Genomic DNA, 26,747 nt, shown 5'->3' with positions numbered 1-26,747 from the left:
ATTAAATGGGTTAACGATATGCTGGTAATGACGTTTGTGTGACAAACACTATTTCACTGAGGAGCCGTATGATGCGAAAAGTATCAAGTACGGTTTTGGAGAGCAACGGCTCTCGTGAGAGAGTCGTTGACTTTAATCATTAGGGAAGAAGGTATTAAAATTCTGTCAACAAATACGGTAGGACATACCGAATTTCAAGCTTGTGGAGAGAGCGTAAGACTAGTTGGTACTAGTACCAAAAAGCAGCACTCGAAGAAACAAGAATCTCCCGTCAAGCTAACGCTGTGACGGGAGAGTGTCAATCTTCGACTTTGTAGCCAAATTCAGCCAAACGTAGGCGAGATTGTCGCCATTTTGGTTGCACTTTCACAAATAATTCTAAATAAATCTTCCCAGCAATTAACTTTTGCATTTGTTCCCTAGCGGCGCTACCAATTGCTTTAAGCATTCCGCCAGCTTTACCGATTAAAATACCTTTTTGAGAATCACGTTCAACATGAATTGTTGCCCAAACGCGAGTAATTGTTGCCGATTCTTCTACTTGCTCAATTGTCACTGCTACTGAGTGGGGAACTTCTTCGCGAGTTAGCAACAAAATTTGTTCGCGGATTAATTCGCCCATAATAAAACGTTCTGGTTGATCGGTGACTAAATCCGGGGGATAATAATAGGGCCCTGTTTCTAATTTACTAATTAATAAGTCTTTAAGTGTTTCTATTCCTTCACTTGTCAGAGCGGAAAATTTGACAAAAGGCCAGTTATATTTTTTAGCTATTTGAATGTAACTATCATCAATCGGTTGAAAATTTGCGGGTTGTTGGTCTAATTTGTTCAATCCTAAAATTACTGGGGTTTTGGTTTTTTCTAATAGTTCGACAATAAAGCGATCGCCTCCTCCCGCCTCTTGGGAAGCATCCACCAAAAACAACAATAAATCCACTGATTGCATCGCAACTTGGGCATTTTTTACCAAAACTTCCCCTAAGCGGTGATGGGGTTTATGAATACCGGGAGTATCGACAAAAATTATTTGGGCTGTTTCTGTGGTTAAAATTCCTTGCAAGCGATTGCGGGTAGTTTGCGCTACTGGGGAAGTGATGGCAATTTTTTGTCCTACTAACAAATTCATTAGGGTAGATTTGCCCACATTAGGACGACCAATAATGCCGATAAAACCTGATTTAAACCCCGGTGGTGCAACGGGGATAGTAAATATTTCTGATTGCTGGAAATTGTCTTCTTGGTTACTCATTTGCTCATCAACCTTGATAATTGCTTTTGCCCTGATTCTGCTTAATTAAGCCAAACGATCGGTTTTCAAATAATCTAGCTTTGGTAAGGTTTTAGTTTGATTATTCAGTATTTCAGTAGCAGCTTGAGCAGTGACAGGGGGACTAAAGAAATAACCTTGGATACCATCACAATTTATCGATCGCAAAAATTTTAATTGTTCTGCTGTTTCTACTCCTTCGGCAATTAATTTTAAGTTTAATGCGTGCCCCAAATCAACGATCGCGGTAATAATTGCGGCATCTTTGGGATGGCTGATAAAATCATGAATGAATAAGCGATCGATTTTCAATTTATCTAAGGGAAATCTTTTCAGCGACCACAGGGAAGAGTAACCTATACCAAAATCATCCATAGAAATATGTATTCCCATACTTCTTAAAGTATGCAACACTGCAATTGTAAAGTCTACATCTTGGATGGCAATACTCTCAGTAATTTCTATTTCTAAATACTCTGGTTTTAACCCGGTTTCATGCAACACTTTAGCAATAGTTTTTACCAAATCTTGTTGCTGAAATTGTCTAGCAGAAAGGTTGACTGCGACGCGGATTGGTGGTAAACCAGCTTGTTGCCAAAGTTTGTTTTGTTCGCAGGCGGTTCTTAATACCCATTCGCCAATTTGAAAGATTAATCCCGTCTCTTCCGCCACCGGAATAAATTGATCGGGGCGAATTAATCCTTTCTCTACAGATTGCCAGCGAATTAATGCTTCCATCCCGACAATTTTACCTGTATTTATATCTAATTGGGGTTGGTAATGTAATAAAAATTCGGCTCTTTGTAGGGCTTTGTATAAATTATTTTCCAACACCATGCGTTCTAGGGCTTTATCCCCGATCGCTGGTGTATATACTTGATAGTTATTTCGCCCTTTTTGCTTGGCTTTATACATAGCAGCATCGGCATTTTTCAGCAGCGTTTCTGCATCTTCACCATCATAAGGAGCAAAGGCAATTCCAATACTAGCTTTGACGTAAAATTCTTGACCGCTAAAATTAAAAGGAGCGCTAATTACGTGCAGAATTCGTTCTACAATATGAACAGCATTTTCCGCACTCTGAACCCCAGCTAATAAGATCGTAAATTCATCTCCGCCCCAACGCGCTACTAGATCTCCTTCTCGTAAACAAGCTTGCAATCTTTGGGCAACTTGTTGTAATAATTGATCGCCTGTAGCATGACCGAGAGTATCATTAATGTTTTTAAAATAATCTAAATCGAGAAACGCTACCGCCAGCATTTTGCCACCTTGTTGCAGATGAGCTAATTCTAGGGAAAGGCGATCGCTAAATAGCAATCTATTCGGTAAACCTGTCAGTAAATCATGAGAAGCTTGATGTTTAATTGTATCTTCCACCCGCTTTTGCATCACAGCCATATAAAGATGTAATCCCAAAGCTTGCCCTAACTTAATTTCATCTTGAGTCCACTCTTTACTTTGTCCTTTTCTCACATCTCGCCAAGCTTGAAAAGATCTCCGAGGACGAGAGTTTCTTTTGTCTTTTCTGAGTCTTCCCGCCCATAATGTTTCCGTTTCAATTTCATTTCTAAATATTGTCAGACAACCTACACATTGTTGATGATATCGCAATGGTACAATTAACAAAGAGCGAATGCCAGTGGTTTTAAATGCCGGAATTAATTCTTTAAATTGAGGTTCTTGGTAGATATCGGTAATAATATAAATCTGCGAAACAGGATGTTTATTATCAGGAGATTCTAGATTTGTTGCCTCTATAGATTTGCTTGAATCTTTGGGAAAAAAATTAGTTTTGATGGTTGGTTTCGGTAGTAACCAAGATTGGGATAAAATAGAGGAGTTAAGATATTCTGCCTGCTTGTTTTTGTCTAATTCAATAATTTTTTGCCAAAACAGAGTTTCTTCCAGTTCCGGTATATTTGCTTGTTTACCACAGACAAAAACTTGTGCAGATTCTCCTATGCCATTGGGCGTAATATATAATCTGCCACCAGAAGCATCTAGGACTTTGACTGCTTGTTCGAGGACGGTTTGGCGAATTTTAAAAATGTTGATTGGGGAGTGTAAAATTTGGCTGATTTGATTGATAGTTGCTTCGTGTTCTGCTTGATTTCTGGCGCGAAACAGTAGATCGGATTGAGCGATCGCGATCGATAATTGATCGACTAACAATTGCACAATTTTTAACTCTCTTTCCGTATAGCGGCGCGGTTTTGCATGATGAGAAACCAACAAACCCCAAAGTTGATTTTGGTGCAAAATTGGCACAGTTAACGAAGAACGCACCCCCATTGTCGATAGATATTCTACATGACACTCATCTACTTGACAGTAACGAATATCCTCCGAGATTAAGCTTTCTCCCGTATGTGGACAATCTAATTGACTGAGAATTTTTCGCCCAGCAGCCACATCGACAATTACCCTTTGACGGGCTTTCAAAAACATCTGACGCGCATGATATGGAATATCGTCAGCCGGAAAACGTAAACCCAACAGAGAAGGTAAACGATGATTATTGATAGACTCTGCAATTACTTCGCCACTCTCATCAGCATGAAATGAATAAATTTTTACTCTGTCTGTATTTAAAAAAGCCCGAATTTCTTCCGTCGTCGTTGTTAAAATTTCTGGTAACTCCAAGGAACGACGGATTTTAGTAGCAATTCGATTCAGTAAGCTCTCCTCGGCGCTGAGTGAAGCCGCCTCTATTTCTTCTTGTAACTGAGATGTTGTTTTACTTTCTTCTTGAGCCATGCTCTTAATCTAATTACTCCGAATAGGCTGTTATGTTACTCTTAGCTAAATTTAACTATTTGCTCTACTTTGGCATCCTTAAAAGATTTTTAGTATATGTCTTTGTATATAATTTTACTTTATTTCTCTTAGTAATTCATAAAATTAGATTTAATTTATTTAAATTTACATTAATTAAATAAATTCTCTAACAAATTTATGGTATTAGTTCCAATTCGCAGTCAGGGGAAGGAGCCTGGTTGAGCGGAGCTATTGACAAAAATTCCTTGTAATCCTCAGTTCCCTCTCTTAAAATTAGGTTAATCTTTTATTTTACACCTGATTAATTGCCAACAAAAACACAAACTTTCTGTAACAGGCATTTTAATATTGTTCATAGTCAAAGACTAACTTACGGCAATGACATTAACTCCAACAAAATCAAAAGATTGGGATGCTTCCACCCTATTTCCTGGAATTGAGGTAATTACTGATCCAGTGCAGGTGGCAAAGCTTTCACAGGATTATCATACTTTTAGTCCTGTATTGCAACCGAAGTTAGCCGGAAAAACCGGAGATGTGGTAGTTCGTCCGGTGAACGAAGCCGAAGTTCTCCGAGTAGCAGCGGCTTGCGTTGAGTATAAAATACCTCTGACAGTGCGCGGTGCAGGAACGGGTAATTATGGACAATGCGTACCTTTGCATGGTGGTGTCATTCTAGATATGACGCGAATGCAGGAAATTTTGTGGGTAAAGCCAGGGGTAGCCAGGGTAGAAGCGGGAGTGAAACTGGCGCAGTTAGATAAAAAAGCCAGAGAAATTGGCTGGGAAATGCGAATGGCTCCTTCTACTTATCGTACTGCGACAATTGGGGGTTTTATTGCTGGGGGAAGTGGTGGAATAGGTTCAATTAATTATGGCTTACTTGGCGATCGCGGCAATCTTTTAGCATTAAAAGTTATTACAATGGAAGACCAACCCCGTGTAATTGAATTGCGGGGAGATGATGTGCAAAAAGTCAATCATGCTTGGGGTGTGAATGGCATTATCACAGAATTAGAAATTCCCTTAGCGCCTGCATATCCTTGGGCAGAAATAATAGTCACTTTCGATGATTTTATGACATCTGCCAAATTTGGGCAAACTTTGGCTGATGCAGATGGGATGATTAAAAAGTTAATTTGTCTTACTGCATGGCCGATTCCTACTTATTTTACGGCTTTGCGATCGTATCTTCCAGACAACACCCATGCCGCCCTATTAATCGTATCAGAAACCAGTTTAGAACCCTTACAAGATTTAGTCCAGCAATTTGACGGCAAAATTACATATCAAAAATCAGCCCAAGATGCAGGTAAAGGTTTTAATATTGCCGAATTTACTTGGAATCATACAACTTTACACGCCCGAAATGTCGATAGTTCCTTAACATATTTGCAAAGCGTTTTCCCCCCCGATAAAAATCTCTCACTAGTTGAAGAGTTATATTATCATTTCGGTGGTGAAGTAATGATGCACTTGGAATTTTTGCGGATTGCTGGGGTAGCCGTTCCCGCAGGATTGCAAGTAGTTCGCTTCACCACAGAAGAACGCTTAAATGAAATTATTCACTATCACGAAAAACGCGGAATTTTCATCCCCAATCCTCATGTCCATATATTAGAAGATGGCGGGAGAAAAACTGTTGATATCGCCCAAGTCAAATTTAAAGAAATGGTCGATCCTTACGGTTTAATGAACCCCGGCAAAATGCGCGGTTGGATGGAACGTACTTAAATTATTTTTAGGACAATCCGTAGGGTGCGTTAGTCTAACGTAACGCACCATTTCCCTGTAATAAATTTAACCCAACAACTCACAAATTAACTATGCAATATACCATTTCTCAACTCAATCAAATGAATCAAGAAGCTTTTACCGAAGCTTTAGCAACAATCTTTGAACATTCACCTTGGGTGCCGAAAAATGCTTGGGAAAAACGCCCTTTCGCTGACTTATCCGCCCTACATCAAAGTATGGTAGAAGTCGGACAAACAGCCAGCAAAGAACAACAATTAAACTTAATTTGCGCCCATCCAGACTTAGGAACTAAAGCAAAAATGGCGGAAGCTTCCGTAAAAGAACAAGCTGGCGTAGGTTTGGATAGATTAACACCTGAAGAATATCAAAGATTTCATTCCCTGAATCAATCTTACAAAGATAAATTTGGTTTTCCCTTTATTATTGCCGTTAAAAATCATACAAAAAATAGCATTTTAGCTGCTTTTGAACAAAGGATTAAAAATTCGCCAGAAGCAGAAATGGCACAGGCATTAACCGAAATAGCCCAAATTGCCAAATTTCGTTTAAATGATTTGATTATTGTCCAAGACAGTTAAAAATTAAAAGTTTGAAAATCAACTATTAAACTTCACCTTTTCTCGACTGTTTGGAGAGATTTTTTCTGGCTTGATCTGCTCTAAAGAAAATACCTTATTATTAAACTAATAAACTGAGGAACAAAAATGCTGAGTCAGACAAGCTATAATCAAGCTTGTAAAAACTTCGAGCAAATTTACAATTTCGCACAAATTGAGCAGTCCTAATTGCTTCATCAATAGCTTTGTATTGAGTTGTTTTCCCTTGGGCTTTAAACTCTAAAACTATCATCTGACGTGGAAAACTTCTACGGCAATTAGCTTAACACAATTAAAGCCCCCCTACAAGGGCGGGGCTTGTATCCCATTTTCTTTGGTCAAAATTTTGGACTGACTGAGGATTTGGACTGACTGAGGAAGTGTATTAACTCAAAGCGATCGCATTGTTTACCTAGTCAGTGAAGATAGAATAGAATTTTTACAGGCACCCTATCATTACAGCGATCGTTAATAATTTTTCTGCATTAAGCATAAGCATCTTGATTCGCCTTATTTTCTTTCCTTATTTTAAAATCGCAGTGAGACAGACCAGAATTAATTCAATTTCAAAGCACTTACTGGCACTTCTTCCCATGATTCTACAGTTCGCAGACTCACTACCCAACCTGCCAACTTCTGCTCCTCCGTCAAGTTCTCCTGAAATGATTTATGGCAATCTTTGGCTTGCTCTTCGTCACAAGTAGCAATACAAGAATAGATAATACCTGATGGATCGATCTGTTCGTTTACCCAAATAGTCACGGTTTAGTTCCTGTAACCTTTAAAAAGCATTTTATACCAAATTCAGGTTAACTACTCCCTTGACGTTCTTCCGTCTCTCTTCTTCTTTCTTCGCGCTCTTCGCGTCTAAGTGCTACGCACCGCTACGCGAACGCGGTTCAAAAAAAAAGGAGTAATTCTGGAAAAACCCGAATTACCCCAATTAAATCACTCTTGAATCTAACTAAGCTAAAGAAGCCATTTTGACATCGCTGCTTGCCAAGATTTCTTGCAATTCATCAGCGTCTACAGTTTCTTTTTCAATTAACAAAGCTGATAAGTGATCCAACAAAGAACGGTTACTTACTAACACATCCTTAGCTCGTTTATAAGCTTCATCAACTAAAAGGCGAACTTCTTCATCTACCAACGCTGCTGTTTCTTCGGAGAAATCACGTTCTGACATGATATCTCTGCCTAAGAACATATTACCTTGCTGACGACCGAGCGCAACTTGTCCAACCCGATCGCTCATCCCAAAGCGCATCACCATCTGACGTGCTACCCTTGCAACTTGCTGCAAGTCACTCGAAGCACCAGTAGTCACCTCTTCTTCACCAAAGACGATTTCTTCTGCTACTCGTCCACCCAACAGCATCGCCATCCGGTTTTGCAGATAAGAACGACTCAATAAACCAGAATCTAGTCTATCTTCACTGGGAGTAAACCAAGTAATCCCACCCGCTTGACCGCGAGGAATAATGCTAATCTTTTGTACTGGGTCAAAGTCAGGCATTAAAGCACCAACGACTGCGTGACCAGCTTCGTGATAAGCTACTACCGCTTTGCGTTTGTCGCTCATCATCCGGTCTTTCTTTTCGGGTCCCGCTAACACGCGATCGATCGCATCATTGACTTCATCCATCGAGATTTCCGTCAAATTGCGTCTTGCTGCCAAAATTGCCGCTTCATTCAGCAAGTTAGACAAATCTGCACCAGTAAAACCTGGAGTCCGACGGGCAATTCTTTCCAAGTCTACATCTTGCGCCAAAGTCTTGCCACGAGCATGGACTTTCAGAATTTCCAAACGTCCCGCAAAGTCAGGACGGTCTACCACTACTTGACGGTCAAAACGACCCGGACGCATTAACGCTGCATCCAATACATCAGGACGGTTGGTAGCTGCAATAATAATGATGCCAGTGTTACCCTCAAAACCATCCATTTCGGTTAGTAATTGGTTTAAGGTTTGTTCCCGTTCATCATTACCACCACCTAAACCTGCACCACGCTGACGACCGACCGCATCAATTTCATCAATAAATACGATACAAGGCGCGTTAGCTTTCGCTTGTTCAAACAAGTCGCGGACGCGGGAAGCACCCACACCGACGAACATTTCTACGAACTCAGAACCGGAAATGCTGAAGAAAGGAACGCCAGCTTCACCAGCTACCGCACGGGCTAACAATGTTTTACCAGTTCCCGGAGGGCCAACCAAGAGTACGCCTTTGGGAATTTTCGCACCAACTGCGGTAAAGCGATCGGCATTCTTCAAAAAGTCTACAACTTCATTAAGTTCTAACTTCGCTTGGTCAATACCCGCCACATCCCCAAAAGTTACTTGAGTTTGTGGTTCCATTTGCACTCGCGCCTTCGACTTACCAAAGTTCATCGCCTGCGAACCCGGGCCATTTTGAGCGCGTCTGAGTAAAAAGAACAGTCCCACTAAAAGTAAAATCGGGAAAAATAAACTGCTGAGTGCTCTCAACCAGAAAGCATCATCAGCTGGTGGTAAAACTGAGATGTCAACGTTATTGTTAGTTAAAAAATTGATTAGATCTGGATCGTTGGGGAGGTTGACTATAACTGTTTTGCCTTTCGGATCGTCTGGATCTGTCAGACGGGCAAACGATCGATCGGCACTAATACTGACTTTTGCTACTCGTTTGCTTTCAACTGCCTGGATCAACTGGCTGTAGCGCCAAGTTTCTCTCGTTTGGGGTTGTTTGTCAAAAAAAGCGGTTGCCAATGCAACTACTACTAAGGCTAGCAGTGCATATAGCCCTGCATTTCTCCACTGCTTATTCACTCTTGGTCAATCCTCCAAGCTTTTTTATCGTTCCGGCTTTATTGCGTACTCTTATGTTAATTTATCTTAACCTATCTGAGAAATTCGCAACATATCAGGTATGGAATCTCGCAGTTTTTCATGAGAAATATGAGAAAGGGACTGGCGACTGGGGAATGGGGACTGGGAAAGGCAGAAGGCAAAAGTTAAAGAGTCCCCTTGTCCCAAGAGTCCCCTTGTCCCCTTGTCCCCCCATCTCCCCATCCCCCCACCACTGTATGAATGGGTACGACTTCGACGACGCTGTTACTGTATGCGATCGCTTCCATCCCCAATACTAAATCAGCTGTCCAAGGTTCTTCCTCTACAATCTGATTCTGACTTAAAAGCCAATCAATTAACTGCTTTCGCATTAACCCCGGTAAAATTCCCGCTGTTAATGGCGGAGTCCACCATCTCCCATCTTGCCATCCCCAAAGATTTCCTGTACTCGTTTCTAACCAGTTGCCAGATTCATCTATTAATATCGCTTCCTTAGCTCCATACTTTTTCGCTTGATTCAATGCTAACCAAGCAGTTAAATAATTGCCTGTTTTATGTTCTCCTAGACTACGCCTAAATTCTGCTCCTTGTGCTAACCACGCAACTACACCTTTCTCCTGTCTCTCAACTAAATCTTCCGGCAACTGTCGCCCCACTATCCACTCCCTACCATCGGGAAAAATCGTAATTCTTAATACCGGAAACTCCCTCCCCAAAACTTCTGCACCTTCTCTGATCCTCTCCCATTTTGGTTCTTGCCAGCCAAATGTTTTAATGCTATTGCTTAGGCGGCCCCGGTGTCCTCTCCAGTTCGTTCTCCCATCATCCAACGAATGATGATAAACTCTTAAAGTCGTGAAAACTGTCGCCCCATAAAGTAATCCCGGATCGTCGATTCCTAACTCTATTCTCCCCAACTCAATCAGCTTTCCCGCATACCACATCTTTTAATCAAATTGTTGAAAAAAATCTTAAATTTAGCAAAAAAAAATTTATTTTTCGGCTTTTGGGATTGTTTTTTTAGCCTTTTAAGTTTATAATTTAGATAATGGGAATATCGCCAAAAATATTATTTGTAGCAATATTCCCATTATTTAAATTATACGCCAAAAACCGCCCGGACACAAGCCAATTTAGCTTCTTTTATTTTCGCCAACCTATACAAAAAACTTATAACATTTTGCATTTTTTCATTCCTTCTGCTGTCTGCCTTATCAATTAAACCAAGAGCGAACTAAATTCAAAAACCCTTCCCAGAAGTTTGGTTTAGAGGAGTTTTGGAATTGGTGGTAAGATTGCCAATCGGCGGCAGTTTGGCAGTTAATTGTGGATAAAGTCGGGAAGATGGGAGTGAGATTTGCGATCGCCTTAATTTTCAACTTTTGCTGCATAGCCAAAGCAAAAACATGAATTAGCTCACTAGCTTCAGCACCGACAATATGAGCACCGAGAATTTCACCATTGGCACGAGTAATAACTTTGCAAAAGCCTGTAATTTCACCGCGAATTTGAGCCTTATCAACCATTTTAAAATAGCGGCGTGTCAGCAAAACATCAGCATAGCGGCGTTTAGCTTGAGCTTCAGTTAAACCAACCCTTGCTAATTCTGGATCGGAAAGAATTGCCCAAGGAATGTAGCGATAATCAACTTGGGAAACAGGGAAACGGAGGAGATTTTTTAAAGCTATTTGTGCCTCATAATTAGCAATATGAGGAAAGCGATAGCCACCCAAAACATCACCACAGGCATAAATTCGGTGATTCGTAGTTTGGAGTTTTGAGTTAACTATAATTCCATTACTATTGCACTTGACACCCACAGCATCTAAATTTAAAGCAGTAGTATGAGGCTGGAATTCAGTAGCAATTAAAATTTCATCAGCATCGATCGCTCTATTTCCCGCTTGAATCCACTTTTTATCTTGTAACCATCTAACTTGAGTTACATTATATTCCGTAAAAACTTGAATACCTTCAGCCTCTAATTGCGACTGAATTAAAAGCGCCGCTTCCTCATCTTCCTTAGCTAAAATCCGAGAACTACTAACTACTAAAGAAACCTTTGTCCCCAACCGAGAAAAAGTTTGCGCCAGTTCCACACCTACCGGATCGTTACCAATCACAATCAAGCTTTTTGGTAACTCAACATTTGCCAATTGCCAGATGCTATCAGGAGTCAGATAACCAGCACTTTCTAAACCGTCTATTTCGGGAATAACTGGAGTAGAATTAGTTGCGATTAAGTACTTGCGCGATCGCAAATATTGGTCTTTAACCGCAAAAGCAATATCAGTTGCATGACGACAAAATTCCCCTTCCCCAAAAATCACATCTACACCCAAAGAAGCCAACACAGCAGGAGAATAATTTTCATCCAAACTAGCAACTATTCCTTTCGCCCACTTTAAAGTCTCGCCAAATTCTAAACTTCTATTTAACTGTTCCTTTTCCGACCAACCAAATATAGCAGCATCTTCCAAAGTTCGCGCCACTTTCCCTATATAACAGAGAGACTTATTATATTTAGAACTAGATTCTGACCAAGTAGAACCGAACAATGGAGAAGCTACCAAAGCAACACGAGCATTAGAATTAGTTGCTTTCACAGCAGCATAAATTCCAGCTGGACTACCACCAATTACCACTAAATCATAATCAAGCATAGGGACTTTTGGGACTTTTGGGACAAGGTGATAAGGAGAATTTTTATCTTTTGCCTTCTGCCTTCTACTCAGATCTTGCAGAGTATGGAGGTAGAACCTCCTTTCGTCTCGTTTTCGTCTCGTTACCAGGTTCAACCTGGTAACGAAAAACAGAGGCTCTGCCTCAAAGTGCTCTTATCTCAGTTCTACCTCATAATAGAATTTTTGCTAATCCAGTAATTAAACGTTGATTATCTGTTGGGGAACGTACTGCTACGCGAAAATAGCGATCGCCCAATTCAGGAAAACTCAAACAATCACGAATCAAAATTTGACTTTCTTTGAGTAACTTTTCTTGCAGTAAACAACTAGACATCGCTGATTTTACCAATAAGAAATTAGCTGCACTCTCATAAGGTTTTAAACCGGGAAGATCGGCTAAACCTTGAAATAATTTAATGCCAGATATTTGTAACCAATCCCAAGTTTGCTGTTGAAAAACTCGATCTTTTATTGCCGCTTGGGCCGCTGCCGCTGCTAAAACATTGACAGGCCAAGGGTCACGTTTAGCTTGCCAGCGTTTCAATCGATCTGGGTGGGCGATCGCATACCCCAATCGCAGACCAGGTAAACTATAAAACTTAGTCAAACTTCGCAGAATCACCAAATTCGGAAACTCACACACCAAAGGAATTAAACTTTGCTCTCGATCCGGTGGCAGAAAATCCATAAAAGCTTCATCCACCACCACCAAAGCAAACATTTCCAACAAAGGCAGAATAGTTTCTTTGAAAAACAATTTACCCGTCGGATTGTGCGGATTATTCAACAGCAAACCATTGTTGAGTGACGAGGAAGTTAATTTTTGCCAATCTAGAAACTCTAGACTGAGCACCTCTTTTGCTGCACTCAGCAAAGGCAATTCCACAACACTGGCATTAAACGCCTTAAGAGCCCGCCAGTAATCATTAAAAGCAGGCGTAATCAGGAAAGTCCGATCTAATTGGGACAAATCCCAGCCAACCCAAGTCAGTAACTCTGCTGAACCATTACCCGGAAGAATCCAGTCAGGAGGTACTTGATGCACCTCCGACAAAGATGCCCTTAGCTGATGATAATCCGGGTCAGGATAAGCTTTCAGGTTTGGTAAGTGCGACATAATCGCCGCAATCACTGACTCAGGTGGGCCTAAAGGATTGATACTGGCGGAAAAATCTAAAATAGCATCAGGGGAACAGCCGGAGAGTGCAGCTGCCCAGGCAATATTCCCCCCATGCAGTGGTCGATTGAACAAAGAACCTGTCCCTGTGACGATTATTGAGGCGCGACCTTTTCCTTAAACAGTTTGCCTGGAGAAAAAGCCGGAACTCTGGTTTCTGGAATTTCCATTTTATCGCCAGTTTTCGGATTTCGGCCTTCACGAGCTTTCCGTTGGCGTGGTTCAAAAGAGCCAAAACCCACTAGCGTTACCTTATCACCAGAAGAAACCGCTTCCACGATCGCATCCAAAGCTGCTGTCAAGACAGCATCTGCTTGCTTCTTGGTTACATTAGCTTTTTCAGCTATTACGTCAACTAATTCACCTTTGTTCATGTTCTTGCTTGAACTCCTTAGAAATCAGCATTTGGTGACTTTTCACCCCATCCAATCCCTGTGGTATGGGGCACCTGAATGAATTTAGGTCTAAGTAAAAATTCCTATTCACTCAGCAACGAGAGAGGGGTTCAACAAACAAAACGCTGAAATGCCCATCTACCCAATGTTTCACTGCCTTATTCTAAGGTGTACAAGCTGAATATGGAATGGTGAAACCTTTAAGATATATGGATTTCAGGACTTTTTTAAGCAAAACCTTAGATTTTTGCCCAAATTTTCCCTCTGAAGTCCTAGCCTCAAAAGCCCTGAAATCCCCACTGAGTAAGCATTAGAGACTAATTAGCCGCCAACGGGAGAAGATGAAGACGGCAAAAATTAATTTTTCCAAACTTCCCCGTTTTTTCGTGCGATCGCCTTTACTCTACTTAAGGTTGCGGGTTATTATTCGGCGGAGTAAAACCACGTTGCCGCAGCAATTGTTGTACCTCTGGGCTCGGTCGATAACGATAACCAAACGGTGCATTACCTGAGTCATCAAGAATCTGAGGAGTCAGCATCACAATCACTTCATTACGCTCATTGGTTCTACTTGTTTGTCTAAAAAGCGCCCCGATAATCGGAATATCACCCAAAAGCGGTACTTTTCTGACTGCTGTACGGTCTTCATCCTGAATAATTCCCGACATAATCAAAGTTTGAGCATCGCGGAGACGAAGTAACCCAGAACGCAATTGTCTCTGTTGCAGCAGCGTAATTACTGCACCGCCCGTTAATTGTATCTGAGTCCCAGGTGTACTAACTGTCGGATTCACAAACAGAGTCACAAAGCCGTTATCGTCGATGCGATCGATTCGGACTTGTAAAGTCAAACCAGCATTGCCTTTTTCAAACCTTTGGGTCGGAACAATAAGCCCACCCACATTCTCTCTTTCAGTAACTACGTTGGTAATGATTTCCTGACCTATATTTACTGTAGCTGTCTCACCCTCTTGAATCACCAATGTCGGGTCTGTCAGGATTTTGCCATTGCCACTGACAATCTGCGCCTGCAAAAATCCTAATAACCTCTGAGGGAACTGAAACAGCTGTGGTAACTGTGGGAGACCAGTTTGAGAACTGATTCCTGGTTGTAGGGGATTAATATTTGTACCAAATGGTGGACGGATTAAGTTACCGAAAGGAAATTGGGGGTTTCCTGAGCTTGACGGGAAACCTGTACTGCTACCAAAAGGAGCATTTGGTTGAGCATCACTGAAAGGTGTAAGTTGGCTTGCATTGGGAAGGAACTGATCGTTACCAATAACAGGTGGGCTAAACTGTCCGGTCACGGGGTCTCTAACCTGTTCAATTGTTGGTGGTCTAACTCGACCAAAGTTAAGGGCTGCGGCTCCATTATCAAAGGTAAAGAAGGCTCCGCCAACTCCAAAGGAGAAGCTAGCACCAGCAGTATCGGAGTTATTTAAATTCAGATCGATGATTTTGACGTTAACTGCCACTTGACGACGACGCGCATCCAGTTGGCTCAAGAAAGCTGTCGCAATTTCTACTTTCCGGGGGTCGCCTACTAAAGTAATTGAGTTTAATCGCTCGTTAGTCAACACGGACAAACCGGAAAGAATTAACGGCCCAACACCTCTTTGCGCCCTTAGTACTTTAATATCTGGTTCTCTAATTTCTACTGTCCTAGCAGCTGCACCTTCACCAATAGTATTAATTTGTACCCGTTCAATGGGTAATTGAGTTTCCGCACCTTGGGCAGTTAAAAAGTTAGCGGCAGTTGCAGCCGGAACCTGATTCAGACGCAGACTCCGCACAATAATGTTACTAGCTGCTTCTGGTAAATTATTCCCCACAAAAATCGTATTTCCACTGCGGTTAGCTTGTAACCCTGTAATCCGCAATACATAATTAAAAACTTCTTGTAGCGGTTCGTTTTCAATATCTAAAGAAATTGTCGAATCCAAAGTAGCCGCAGCACCTTGTTGTCCTTGTTGTTGTTGTTGTTGTCCCTGTTGTCCCGGTGCCCCGGCTTGCCCAGTCAAAAATACTACATTGCGATTAGCAGCACGGGCTAACAAAGTCAATACTTCTCTGACGGGAGCATCACGTAATAACAATCGTGGCACTCGTTCCGCTGTTCCCAAATCGATCGCACTAGCAGTAGAATTTACCTCCGAAACCGCAATATCTCCCACCGGGGGCGCAACTGCTCTAGGTAGAAAAGGTGGGGCGGGACTCACAGGTTGTACTGCTCCGGCTGCTGGTGCTGGGCCACCCTCATAAGTAATTGTCGGATTCGGAACTAAGGGTGTTTGATTAGCTGGTGCCTGAGCAGTTGTCGGATTATTGGGGGCGGGTGCTGCGTTTGGCTGAACTGCGGTAGGTGTTCTAGGTGCTGCTGCTGCACTACCACCCCCCATATTCAAATTGAAGGTGATGCCTTCGCTTTGTTTGGCAACTTCTCCTGAAGGCGTTCCATTTGCCCCTACAACTTGTAACCGGATGCTATTAGGAGCTAATTGAGTTACCGTAACAGCAGCAATCCCTGGTGCGGGGTTTTGCTGATTAAATTCTTTACCTTGGGGTAAACGTAGCTGAGTATTGGTAATGTCGGCTACAAAAACATTTTGGCGATTGACGGTAAATATTTGTGGGCGATCGCCTTCCTTCGTATCCAATATTACCTGTATACTGTTACCTACTGGCTGCACTCTTACTCCCGTCACTTGAGTGGGAGCCGCCCATACAGGCTGTGTGGCTAGGAGAACCGCTGTTCCCCCAAATAACAATCCACCGAGTCCTTGATTATACTTCACCTTGCCTCCTCACACTAACAAGTTGACTGACCCAGGCTATATTATATGGCTAGCATTGACTTACGCTGCTTATAGCACTTCAATTGACTATAAGCAATAGAGAGAGCTACTTAGGGGCTAGGAGTTGCTCCCGGACTAGGAGTTCCTCCTTTATCTGATGCTGGTGGTGGTTGTACCGACTTTTGTTCTTCTGGGGTCAGCGGTCGGAGCATATTTAATTTAAAGGAAGTTGTAATACTAGTTGCTGGTTTACCCACAGGAACTATTTGACCCTGCTGCCTGTCCACCACTATTCTTTGGAAAGAACCATCCAACAAAGTCCTAAAGTTGTTGGCTACCAAGAGATTCTTTTGTCGTTCTAAGTCGATCAGAAATACTCTAGTTTGATCGAAAGTCCCTTGCATTTCCATGTTGTATACCTGACGGTATATTTGGTTATTTGCTAGGGTACCAAAAGAACCATCATTAACAATACCAGAAGCACCTGGGTCTGGGTCAAATCTTGTCAATTTCGCCTTAATATCTTCTGGCTTCAGATTGGTATTTCTAGCTTCAATACGCTTGTTCAGATCGAGCAGCAAAGTTTTCAGGCTTTGTTCATTACCAAATAAAGCCGCAACTGTGTTTTTTTGTCGTCTTGCTTCATTGCTTTCGGCAACTGCTTTTTGCATTAACTCAGGAAAATTTTCTCTTTCTTTGAGTTCTGATTCTTTTTTCGCCAAATCTGCTCTAAGTTCATCATTTTTTTGCATTACTGGCATCACAAACTGATAGAACAGATAACCAGCTGCACCTAATCCTAAAACTCCTATTAAGGCACCAATTACAGGTGGGGTCAATTGAATCCCAAACAGACTACTAGAACCACCATTTTCGGTTGTTTGTTGTTCAGGTCCGTCTAAGGTCAAATCAGCATTACTCATTTTTTAATAACTCCTTGTTGTTTGAGGGCTTCCATGCGAGCAGTTAATCCTAAATCACCCAAATTGTATAATTGGGGCAGTAATTGAGAAGCCGTTTTATCACTCAGGCTGGTGAGAACTTTAAATTGTACAACCGGGGGTAATGCTGGCACTTGGAAATTATTACCATTCGATTGTTGAGTCCCCGGATTACGTTCTAATTTAATCGGGTTATCCACCAATCTAGCGGTGACTAAGCGAGTTTCTTTGTTGTTTAAAAATGCCGATCGCTGCAAAGTTAATATCAAGTCATTCACATTATTAAATGACGAAGCTATCCCGGTTATTTCTACTTTGTCTTGCGGCACAACTACTGGAGCATTAGCTGTAGTAGTAGTGGGAGCAGAACTGGTTGTGGTAGTAGGTGGGTTGGGTACATTTTGACAACCATTACTAGAAGAAGATGTACCACTAGCTGGAATTTGAGCAATACAAGTAATTTGAATTCCTGGTGGTACTCTTTCGCTAATATCTTTTATCATTGCTGACCAAGGTCTAATTTGCTCAAACACACTAGCTAACGCCTGAGTTTGTTGTTTATATGAATTAGTTTCTTGGCGAATTTTTTGTAATTCTCCTTGTTCTTTAGCAGCTTTATCCAAATCTGCTTGAACTTGAGCAATTCTTGCTTCTAAGCTACTTTGTTCTGACTGTTGCCACCACCAAAACCCAGCTACCGCTAAGGGCAGAAAAGCTGCAACTGCAATGCCCGCAACTAATGGTACATTACCACTGACATTAAAGTTCTTCTTTTTCTTGTTCTGCTCTGGTTTCACAAACTCAGGCCGATCTTTCAGAAAATTAACATCTAAACTGTACATTTTTAAACCTCCCTAAGTCCTAAGCCCAGAACAACACCTAAACCAGGTCGTTGTACTGAGGCAATTTCATCTCCAACTTCCAAAGATAGTGCCGCTACTGGGTCTACTTGAATAGTAGGTAAACTCAACCGAGATGTGAAAAATTCATCTAGTTGACCAATACCACCACCGGGCCCTGCTAATAGTAATTGTGCCACTTCTAAATTGTTACTTTGATTTAAATAAAAATCGATCGAGCGGCGTAATTCATCAGCTAATTCTCCCAACACCCTCAGCATAGCTGACATTCCCGGATTAATCCCCGTAGAACCAGTGCGAACACTATCTGGTGGTGTCGAAGGAATAGTCATACTTTTCAAGAAATCAGTATTTCTGGTACTCGGTAAATTCATCGCCCGGTTGAGAGCACTTTGAATTTGGAACATTCCGATCGCCACAGTCCGCGAAAATTGCGGCACCCCATCTACAATAATCGCAATTTCTGTACTTTCAAATTCCACATCTACTAATACCACAGCTTCTTGCGGAGAAAACTGCCGTAATTGTTCCCGAATTGTCCGAATTAGTGCAAAACTATTAATCTCTAAAACATCAAGAGTTAAACCAGCTTGTTTAAACGTCTCGATGTAAGTATTTGTCACATCTTCCCGCACTGCTGCTAAGAGCACTTGCACTTTTTCAATCCCATCCTCATCGGTAAAGAAACCGAGTTTCTGATAATCCACATCAGCTTCTTCCCGGGGAAAAGGCAAATACAAACCTGCCTCATGATCTAATACCATGCTGCGGAGTTCTTTATCATCCAATTCCGCTGGAACTGGTATGATTCTAACAATTGCTCCCGCTGCTCCCGGTACAGCACTAGCAACTTTTGTTGCCTTAATTTTTTTTTCCGTTAATGCAGTTTGAATGATTTCCGCCATCGTTGGCGGGTCGGTAATCATTCCTTCTTGGAAAACTCCTTCTGGCACCTCTACCGAATGTAAGGTAGATATTTTGTAGCCATGCCCTTGTTTTCGCAGTTGGGCAATATTTACCCTTTCCGGCCCTAATTCAATGCCAATACCAGGTTTACGCTTGGAAAATAGATTACTTATGAAGTTAACCACTGTTGTAGCCCGTTTTGTGTCAAGTTTAATTTGCAACAGCAAGTAGAAAAATTATTGATTGAGATAAATTTAATATACCTGCTACCCAATTTAGTCTAGGATTACCACGTTTGTCCTGAAAGTGCGATCTTTTATTGACATGATTCGACACCAAACTTGGAAACGTTTAACTGTGTTTGCTTTATTAGGACTATTGCTCAGTTGGATTGTCAGTTGTGGTACTGGCAATGTGAGCAATAATCAAGCTACATCTGGTCGTCAGGAAGTGGAATTCTGGACGATGCAGTTACAGCCGCAGTTTACAGACTACTTTAACCAGCTAATTGCTAGTTTTGAAGCCCAAAATGCAGGTGTCAAGGTGCGTTGGGTAGATGTACCTTGGAATGATATGCAAAGCAAGATCTTAACAGCGGTTTCTGCTAAAACTGCCCCGGATGTAGTAAACTTAAACCCGGATTTTGCTGCCCAATTAGCTGCCCGTAATGCTTGGCTGGAATTAGATGGTAAAATTCCCAAAGCTTTGCGCCAGTCTTATTTACCAAATATTTGGCAAGCTAGCACTTTTAACGGGAAGAGCTTTGGCATTCCTTGGTATTTAGCAACTCAAATAACTATTTATAACAAAGATTTGTGCCAACGGGCGGGTATTACTAAACCTCCCGCTACTTACGCGGACTTAGCACAAGTAGCAAGGCAAGTAAAGGAAAAAACGGGTAAGTACGCTTTTTTTATTACTTTCGTCCCAGAAGATTCGGCGGAGGTGTTGGAGTCTTTGGTGCAGATGGGTGTAAAGTTAGTGGATGCTCAAGGAAAGGCGGCGTTTAATTCTCCTGAAGGTAAGGCAGCTTTTCAGTATTGGGTAGATTTATATAAACAAGGTTTGTTGCCGAAGGAAGTTTTAACCCAAGGTCATAGAAAGGGAATTGAACTTTACCAAGCTGGAGAAACGGCAATTCTAGTAACGGGTGCTCAGTTCCTCAATACTATTAGTAAGAATGCGCCGCAAATTGCTAAAGTTTCGGCTACTGCACCCCAAATTACTGGGAAAACTGGTAAGAAAAGTGTGGCGGTGATGAATTTAGTAATTCCCCGAAATAGCGATCGATCTGATGCCGCTTTGAAGTTTGCTTTGTTTGTCACTAATGACCAAAATCAATTAGCTTTTGCTCAACAAGCTAATGTTTTACCTTCGACTGTCAAGGCGTTAGCTAATCCCTATTTTCAGTCTGTTGCTGCTAATTCTTCGACTCTAGAGCAAGCGCGTGTCGTCAGTGCTAGTCAAATGAAACAGGCGGAGGTTTTAGTTCCAGCTATTAAGAATGTGAATGTCTTGCAACGCTTAATTTACGATAATTTGCAAGCGGCGATGTTGGGCGAAAAGTCGGTGGACAAAGCTCTAAGTGATGCGGCGACGGAATGGAATCAAAGTTAGGTACGTTCTTAGGTACGTTGTTGCGCTTCAGCGCTATCGGTAGTGGCGCTAAAGCGCAACAACGTACTATTTATAGTTGCCAACAGCGGTTTTTTGGTGTATATTTTAATAATGGGAATCTGTGCGCTCTTATATAGTGGTTAGATTTCCATTAAACCATGTCTAAAACGAATATAAGGCAAATTTGCTAAATTGACAAGAACTAGGAAAAAGAAAGGATTTAGCGAGGCGATTTTCAGAGAGATTTTTGGGCTAATTGGAAGAAGTAACCGAGTAGATAGAGAGAACCGCATAAAACAGTTAAACCTGGATTTGAAGTCACAGCAACTTCCAAGGCAGAGGAAAGATTGGGATAAGTTTGAATTAAAGATAATTGGGGACAAAGCTGTTGAGCGAGGGATGCTAAATCTTCAGGGTTAGCGGAAGAATGGTCGGGGACGGGGACGAGATGTAATTGGTCATTTGGTTGGAGTAGAGCTTGAAAGACATCAGCATGATCTTTTGTGGAAAGCATACCGATAATCCAAGTTACGGATTGAGGATTGAGACTATTAATATAGTGACGAAGAGCGATCGCAGCTGCCGGATTATGAGCGCCATCTATTAATATAGGACGATCGTTCCAATTAACCCATTGTAATCTTCCCGGCCATTGAGCCGAACCCATACCAGAAACAATGGCATTTAAAGGAATATTCCAACCTTGCTTTTGGAGGAATTGAAGAGAAGCGATCGCCAAAGCCGAATTAGCAAGTTGAAACTCACCCAACAAACCCAAAGGAAACTCTATTCCTTCATACTCAACCCATCTTTCCTCCTCTTTTCTCCGCGTCCTCTGTGTCTCTGCGGTTTTTAATTCCTGAGCCGCCTTTGGGAAAACCGCAGGACAATTTAACTCTTGAATTTTGTTTTTGACAACCGCCATAGCTTCTGGGGGTAACTGACCGATAACAGCCGGACAAAGAGGTTTTAAAATCCCCGCTTTTTCGATGGCGATCGCAGGCAAAGTTGAACCTAAAACCTGCCAATGTTCGCGACTAATAGAAGTGATGATGGTGACGAGGGGGCGATCGCAAACATTAGTCGCATCCAACCGACCGCCCAACCCCACTTCAATCACCGCGATATCCACCTTTTGTTGAGCGAAATATAACCAAGCGGCGGCGGTAATTACTTCAAACTGAGTGGGAGATTCAGTCTCTAAATCAATTGCAGATTTTACTTGTAAGATTACTGATTCTAACTCCGACAAAGGAATAGGATTGTCATTTATACAAATGCGTTCGTTCCAACTGACCAGATGGGGAGAAATATAACGACCGACGCGATAACCTGCGGCGGTTAGTACCGAAGAAAGATAAGCACAAACCGAACCTTTGCCATTAGTTCCAGCGACGTGGACGATCGGAACTTGACGATGAGGATTGCCTAAATTAGCGAGTAGGTTTTCGATGCGTTCTAAACCCAAATTAACGCCGAAGTGGTGGAAAGGTTGGAGGAGAGAATCGATGGACACGGTAGAGCTTTGTTAGGAGATAAGATTAATGTTACAACATTTGCCAATTTTTTATGAACTACATTCTTTCTAATCATGCTCAAATCGAAATAAAACGCAGAAATATACCACTTGCCTTTGTTGAATCTGTCTTAAATAATCCCCAGCAAATAATTTCTGAAAGGGAAGGTAGAAAAGCTTATCAATCACAAATTGACTTTGGCAATGGTAAAATATTTTTACTGCGCGTTATTGTCATAGATGATGTTGAGCCAGCAGTGGTAATCACAGTTTACAGAACTAGTAATATCAATAAATATTGGCAAACACCATGAAAATTACCTACGATCCAGAAGTTGATGTGTTAAGAATTGTCTTTAACAACCTACCCATAGAAGAAAGTGATGAAGAAAAACCAGGGTTCGTGATTGACTACGATCGAGATGGGAATATTGTCGGGTTAGAAATTTTAGATGCTTCTCAACGAATGGATAATCCTAGTTCTGTTGAATATACGATCGCCACATAATTACCGTCAATCAACTTAACATAAGTTTCTGTAGATGAGTTATTAGCTTAAATGGGCAGAGCGATCGCATTTTCTTGGGGAAGATTAGCGATCGCTCTGCATAATTCAGTATTTACTAGTTATGAGCCAAATAAAAAATTGACTGCACTTTTTTTCGGATTATTACCAAGGGATTGTTCTGCCCGCTCTTTTGAGAATTATTTCCATCTCTGCTGCATCATCTGGAGCCGGAGAGCCTTTGGTATAAGAAAACCGTGCTTCTCTGTACTGCGGTTCTCCTACAGGTACTTGAAATGGAAAGGAGCGATCGCCACGAGTAATCGTACCAACCCGCGTTTCCTGCGTCAAAATTCCTGACACAATCAGAATTTGACGGGGATTTACTTCAATGGGTTTTGTCTCTGATACTTCTCTTACAGTAGAATCAGTTTTACCATATTTAGATTCCAGTGTGTTTTTTAAGGATGCGGTAGCTTCTATTCCAAGGCTAATTGCTTTAATGGGTACAGAAACACTAGTCGTAACACCTATACTGTTCTCGGTAGTGTTAGTAGATTCATACCGCACTTCATTAGAGTATGTTGTTTTAAAAGAAAACTCTTTTTTCAGTGGTTGTTCATTCCCTAGATTATCGAAAATTTCATCTTTCCGGCTAATTCTGACATATTCTGTTCTCTCATCCTTAATGAAAGGAATAGGGATACCAGTAGCAACTGGGAATGTCACATCAATCTTACGATCGTCTTCATCTGTAGCTAACCATCGATAAGCCGGAAAATTCCAAGTAAAACCGGATATTTCAACCTTAATCCAATCTACATACCAGCCAGCACCGCTTCCAGCGTTATTGTGCCAAAGGCGGACTTTTTCTATATTCCCTAACTCTTTATCAGTCCTTACTTGGTAAGTATCTTGATCCCCACGTTCAAAATCATCGTAACCACTCTTGTCTAACAAGTACCCACTACTGTCAGTCTCTCCAAGATCGCCGAATAGTTGGATACGCACGTCAGCGTCAGTTCCTGCTCCCCCAACATCGCCAGTCTTAATGGTTACATTGTAAATTGGCATAGTTATGTCCTTGAACGATCTAAAAATGAAAGTTGTGTAAAAAACTTAGTACATAGGGCTTGTTGATCCGCCACCTTGTACCATGAGAAAAATCTCCAAATTTGTTCTTTACACTAATAAGACGTTGCCAGAGGGCAATTTCTGAATTTTTTGAGTTAGAGGCGTTTTTTTGCCTAAAAAATGCACCCGAAAAATCAGCATTAAGGACGAGAGCGCTTTCGTAACTTAGCTCTCAGACGTTTGATCCGGTGTTTCACTTCGTCACGAACTGGATAAAGCAACTGTTGAGTTAAGGCATTTCGATAAAGTTCGATCGCCCCCAAAGCATCACCCAACCCTTCTAAAGCTCTTCCTTGCCAGTAATCAGCCATAACTGGGTGAAATAACCGGAATTTTTCACTTCCCTGACAAGCTTCTTCCCACCATTGACGACTGGATCGATCGTTCCCCAACGCCTGGTAACTTTCCCCCAGCCACACCGCAGCAGACACAGATTGCCGATATCCTCCTGTTTCGGGTAACAACTGCCATCCTTTCTCTAACGCCGTCACAGCTTTCTGATGTTTCCCCGCCAAAGCTAACACTCGCCCATGACAAAACCAAGCATCAGCTAACTGGGGTTGAAGTTGTGTTCCTCGCAGCGAAAGACTACATCCCCGTTTAATCTCCTGAAAACTTTCTACTAAAAGCCGTCCCGCCGTCGCCCAAACACTCCAGCGTTCCGGGAAACGCTCTAGCATTTCTTCGACTAGGGAAGCCAGGAATAAGTTATCCTCCTCTGCCATTTGGAGATCCTCCCCAGCCCCTCTTGCCAAGGGGGGAGTCAGAGAGAGAGGCAAAATCTCACATAATGCTCGATAGATTTCCCAATCATCTGGATACAAGCGATAGACTTTGAGCATCACTTCAGCTGCCGCCTGATATTCGCCTGTGTCGAACAAACACCGCCCATAGTGATACCAACCGTTAGGGTTATAGGGATATTTTTCAGTAAACTCTGCCAACACCTTGATGCCTTGCGCCCAATCTCCCCGGAAAATGTGATAATATGCTAAAGATTTGTGAACATCAGCCGCATTCGGAGCTTGTTGTAGAGCCGCGCTCATCATCTTTTTAGTTAGTTTTCCCTGTTCACCAGATACCAATTTGATCTGGCAACGTTGATCCAAGTGCCGTTGCAGTACTCGAAGATCGTCGGCAGCTAAAAGGATTAATTTGTCTAGCTGCTGCTGTGCTTGGGGAATATTGCCTACTGCCATTAGCGCATCATAGCTGTGAATCAAAGCCACGATATCATTTGGGTTGAGTGACAAAATCTCGTCAAAGGCTCGTAAAGCTGCCAGAGGATTTTCTCTCCCAATCTGTAATTGTCCCAAAGCCAGCCAGTGGGCGGCGTTGTTTGGTTCTAGGTTAGCGGCAGTTTCAAAGGCGAGGATTGCTTTTTTGGTGTCACCTTGACAAGTTGCAATTAATCCGGTAATATGCTGCTCTATTACTTGATTGCTTCCCGATCCCCTGGCACTCTGATAAACCTCGATCGCCTCAGCTTTCCTTCCCATTAGCTGCAAGAGTTTCCCCAATTTCAACCAGACATCGATTAATTGGGGTTGCCGCTCAACGATCTGGCGATATTCCGTTACCGCTTGCTCCCAGTAACCCTTTGCCGAGAGCAGATTGGCTAATTCCAAGCGTTTTTTCCAACCAGAGGCATATTGTTGTACATACTGGCTTAATGTTTTCAGTTTTTGGTCTTGTCGGCTGGGCTTTTCGTCTAAGACTAAGTGAACATTCAATTCCACCCCAGAGGACTGGGTGACTGATACCAGGCATGAGGCACTGTTTCTAGACATATTGCTGTTACTTGATAATAATTAGGGCAAGAGTCAAAGTACTTTTTTTTACTGAAGGTTGAAGGAATCATTGCTTCAGGCGCAATAGTTCCGCAGAGGAATTTTTCGACTCCAGATTTTTCCCTTTTGCCTGATGCTGTAGAGGAATCTAACTGGGAATCATCCAACCCTAATAAGTAACTTCTTAAACGCTGTTGCAGAATTTCTCGCGCCTGGGAAATGCGTTGGCAAAGGTTGTTATAGGAGATTCCTAGCTCTTGAGTAATGTCTTGATAGGATTTTTCCAAAATGAAGTGTAAAGTAAACGGTTCGCGCAGTCTGGAGGGTAAATCCTCAATAGCACAGTGGATCATAGTTTTCAGTTCATCCTGCATTGCTGCACTTTCAGGTGTATTGAACTGGAAAACCAATTCCACTTCCTCTGTTTCAGCGATTGCATCCAAACTTTTTACCTTAAAGTTGCCCCTTTTGTTTTCTCTATGTATATCCATGCAAAGGTTATAGGTTAGTTGGATCAACCAAGCTTTAAAATTGTCGATCGTAACAGTACCATTTCGTACCTTCTCCCAAGCTTTTAACATGGCTCGACTTAGGGCTTCTTCAGCATGGATTGGATTGCCCCCCATCCACTTCAGACAGCAATGGTAAAGATGATCTTGATACTTTTCCCATTGCTGCCAAAATACTTTCTCTTGATCTTCAGCGGAATTTTCCAAAGAAGATACTATTCTTGAAGTTATTAATTGAGAATTGGACATAACTCTTATACCGAATTGAGTCTGGATCAATGTCAATCCCTAAAATCAAAAGCTGTTACTCCGTTCTCGTCTAACAATATTTATGCTGGTAGTGAATTCTGGAACACTAGGAAAGAATGTGGTCAAAACTCCTTTGGTGATATAGAAAAAATTTCCACATCACCAACTCAGGAGCGTCAATCTCAATTAACAAATAATTGACCGCACCCACTGAGGTCTGGAATAAATATCAGTAGATAATCTTGTTACTAGAAAGGAGTAGATACCTGGTGGACTAACAATCAGACTGTACATCTGGATGATATCCAGTATCAATTTAACATCTACTAAAGATAGATTTAATTAGTTTTAGAAAATTTTACAAATTTTTTAATTGAGATCTAGCAATATAAAAAAATAGAAAATAACCGGACTTGCTAGGTAAGCTT

At 41.8% G+C, this 26,747-nt stretch carries 21 protein-coding genes and 2 pseudogenes; 6 read left to right on the top strand and 17 right to left on the bottom strand.

Annotated features, from left to right (window positions below; genetic code table 11):
• Positions 1-138 precede the first annotated feature (138 nt).
• Positions 139-288 (top strand): annotated as a pseudogene (locus ACE1CC_RS37000) (RNA-guided endonuclease TnpB family protein); the annotation flags it as partial.
• Positions 289-298: 10 nt separating this feature from the next.
• Here the strand turns inward: ACE1CC_RS37000 and era are convergent.
• Both era and ACE1CC_RS33020 read right to left on the bottom strand, forming a co-directional pair.
• Positions 299-1,252, bottom strand: a complete 954-nt coding sequence (era, locus tag ACE1CC_RS33025; RefSeq protein ID WP_413274678.1) for a GTPase Era — start codon at positions 1,250-1,252, stop codon at positions 299-301.
• A gap of 45 nt (positions 1,253-1,297) precedes the next feature.
• Positions 1,298-4,030, bottom strand: coding sequence for an EAL domain-containing protein (locus ACE1CC_RS33020; RefSeq protein WP_413274677.1), 2,733 nt, complete (start codon positions 4,028-4,030; stop codon positions 1,298-1,300).
• Positions 4,031-4,429: 399 nt separating this feature from the next.
• Between ACE1CC_RS33020 and ACE1CC_RS33015 the strand changes: the two genes are divergently transcribed.
• Both ACE1CC_RS33015 and uraD read left to right on the top strand, forming a co-directional pair.
• Entirely contained in the window at positions 4,430-5,785 is a 1,356-nt protein-coding gene (locus tag ACE1CC_RS33015; RefSeq protein WP_413274676.1) for an FAD-binding oxidoreductase, read from the top strand.
• A gap of 92 nt (positions 5,786-5,877) precedes the next feature.
• The gene (gene uraD, locus ACE1CC_RS33010) at positions 5,878-6,387 is read left to right on the top strand and encodes a 2-oxo-4-hydroxy-4-carboxy-5-ureidoimidazoline decarboxylase (RefSeq protein WP_413274675.1); all 510 of its coding nucleotides are present in this window, start codon (positions 5,878-5,880) and stop codon (positions 6,385-6,387) included.
• A 181-nt stretch (positions 6,388-6,568) separates the two neighbouring features.
• Here the strand turns inward: uraD and ACE1CC_RS33005 are convergent.
• The 11 genes and pseudogenes from ACE1CC_RS33005 to pilM all read right to left on the bottom strand — a co-directional run.
• Positions 6,569-6,658 (bottom strand): annotated as a pseudogene (locus tag ACE1CC_RS33005) (transposase); the annotation flags it as partial.
• A 302-nt stretch (positions 6,659-6,960) separates the two neighbouring features.
• A complete protein-coding gene (locus tag ACE1CC_RS33000) occupies positions 6,961-7,167 on the bottom strand; it encodes a glycogen debranching protein (RefSeq protein ID WP_413274674.1) in 207 nt (68 codons plus the stop codon).
• A gap of 202 nt (positions 7,168-7,369) precedes the next feature.
• Positions 7,370-9,217 (bottom strand): ATP-dependent zinc metalloprotease FtsH3, encoded by a 1,848-nt coding sequence (gene ftsH3 / locus ACE1CC_RS32995; protein WP_413274673.1) that lies wholly within the window; start codon positions 9,215-9,217, stop codon positions 7,370-7,372.
• A 185-nt stretch (positions 9,218-9,402) separates the two neighbouring features.
• On the bottom strand, positions 9,403-10,182 hold the full coding sequence (locus tag ACE1CC_RS32990; protein ID WP_413274672.1) for an aminotransferase class IV: 780 nt from the start codon (positions 10,180-10,182) through the stop codon (positions 9,403-9,405).
• A gap of 270 nt (positions 10,183-10,452) precedes the next feature.
• Positions 10,453-11,901, bottom strand: coding sequence for a dihydrolipoyl dehydrogenase family protein (locus ACE1CC_RS32985; RefSeq protein WP_413274671.1), 1,449 nt, complete (start codon positions 11,899-11,901; stop codon positions 10,453-10,455).
• A 190-nt stretch (positions 11,902-12,091) separates the two neighbouring features.
• Positions 12,092-13,174: a threonine-phosphate decarboxylase CobD gene (cobD, locus tag ACE1CC_RS32980; protein ID WP_413274670.1), complete on the bottom strand. Its 1,083-nt coding sequence runs from the start codon at positions 13,172-13,174 to the stop codon at positions 12,092-12,094.
• Positions 13,175-13,194: 20 nt separating this feature from the next.
• Complete coding sequence (locus ACE1CC_RS32975) at positions 13,195-13,473, bottom strand: HU family DNA-binding protein (RefSeq protein ID WP_193980691.1); 279 nt, start codon at positions 13,471-13,473, stop codon at positions 13,195-13,197.
• A 428-nt stretch (positions 13,474-13,901) separates the two neighbouring features.
• Positions 13,902-16,292 carry an AMIN domain-containing protein gene (locus ACE1CC_RS32970; protein WP_413274669.1) on the bottom strand — a complete coding sequence of 797 codons (2,391 nt, stop codon included), beginning with the start codon at positions 16,290-16,292 and terminating at the stop codon, positions 13,902-13,904.
• 110 nt (positions 16,293-16,402) lie between these two features.
• Complete coding sequence (locus ACE1CC_RS32965; protein WP_413274668.1) at positions 16,403-17,215, bottom strand: hypothetical protein; 813 nt, start codon at positions 17,213-17,215, stop codon at positions 16,403-16,405.
• Positions 17,212-18,075, bottom strand: coding sequence for a PilN domain-containing protein (locus ACE1CC_RS32960; RefSeq protein WP_413274667.1), 864 nt, complete (start codon positions 18,073-18,075; stop codon positions 17,212-17,214). Before ACE1CC_RS32960 ends, ACE1CC_RS32965 begins: the two co-directional genes overlap by 4 nt.
• 2 nt (positions 18,076-18,077) lie before the next feature.
• On the bottom strand, positions 18,078-19,184 hold the full coding sequence (gene pilM / locus ACE1CC_RS32955; RefSeq protein ID WP_413274666.1) for a type IV pilus assembly protein PilM: 1,107 nt from the start codon (positions 19,182-19,184) through the stop codon (positions 18,078-18,080).
• A gap of 139 nt (positions 19,185-19,323) precedes the next feature.
• On the opposite strand from pilM, the gene ACE1CC_RS32950 reads away from it, so the two are divergent.
• Complete coding sequence (locus ACE1CC_RS32950; protein WP_413274665.1) at positions 19,324-20,616, top strand: ABC transporter substrate-binding protein; 1,293 nt, start codon at positions 19,324-19,326, stop codon at positions 20,614-20,616.
• 235 nt (positions 20,617-20,851) lie between these two features.
• Here the strand turns inward: ACE1CC_RS32950 and ACE1CC_RS32945 are convergent, their stop codons facing one another.
• Positions 20,852-22,132 (bottom strand): bifunctional folylpolyglutamate synthase/dihydrofolate synthase, encoded by a 1,281-nt coding sequence (locus ACE1CC_RS32945; RefSeq protein WP_413274664.1) that lies wholly within the window; start codon positions 22,130-22,132, stop codon positions 20,852-20,854.
• Between the two features lie 53 nt (positions 22,133-22,185).
• On the opposite strand from ACE1CC_RS32945, the gene ACE1CC_RS32940 reads away from it, so the two are divergent.
• Both ACE1CC_RS32940 and ACE1CC_RS32935 read left to right on the top strand, forming a co-directional pair.
• Entirely contained in the window at positions 22,186-22,446 is a 261-nt protein-coding gene (locus tag ACE1CC_RS32940) for a DUF4258 domain-containing protein (protein ID WP_413274663.1), read from the top strand.
• On the top strand, positions 22,443-22,640 hold the full coding sequence (locus ACE1CC_RS32935) for a DUF2283 domain-containing protein (RefSeq protein WP_413274662.1): 198 nt from the start codon (positions 22,443-22,445) through the stop codon (positions 22,638-22,640). The genes ACE1CC_RS32940 and ACE1CC_RS32935 overlap by 4 nt, the downstream gene beginning before the upstream one ends.
• A 162-nt stretch (positions 22,641-22,802) precedes the next feature.
• Here the strand turns inward: ACE1CC_RS32935 and ACE1CC_RS32930 are convergent, their stop codons facing one another.
• The 3 genes from ACE1CC_RS32930 to ACE1CC_RS32920 form a co-directional block, all read right to left on the bottom strand.
• A complete protein-coding gene (locus ACE1CC_RS32930; RefSeq protein ID WP_413274661.1) occupies positions 22,803-23,711 on the bottom strand; it encodes a PLAT/LH2 domain-containing protein in 909 nt (302 codons plus the stop codon).
• A gap of 200 nt (positions 23,712-23,911) precedes the next feature.
• Complete coding sequence (locus tag ACE1CC_RS32925; protein ID WP_413274660.1) at positions 23,912-25,561, bottom strand: tetratricopeptide repeat protein; 1,650 nt, start codon at positions 25,559-25,561, stop codon at positions 23,912-23,914.
• Entirely contained in the window at positions 25,501-26,319 is an 819-nt protein-coding gene (locus ACE1CC_RS32920) for an RNA polymerase sigma factor (protein WP_413274659.1), read from the bottom strand. Before ACE1CC_RS32920 ends, ACE1CC_RS32925 begins: the two co-directional genes overlap by 61 nt.
• Between the last annotated feature and the right edge of the window lie 428 nt (positions 26,320-26,747).

Origin of the sequence: Floridaenema aerugineum BLCC-F46, from assembly GCF_041929345.1 — a bacterium.
GTDB classification, from domain to species: domain Bacteria; phylum Cyanobacteriota; class Cyanobacteriia; order Cyanobacteriales; family Aerosakkonemataceae; genus Floridanema; species Floridanema aerugineum.
This window is presented reverse-complemented; position numbering and strand designations above follow the sequence as displayed.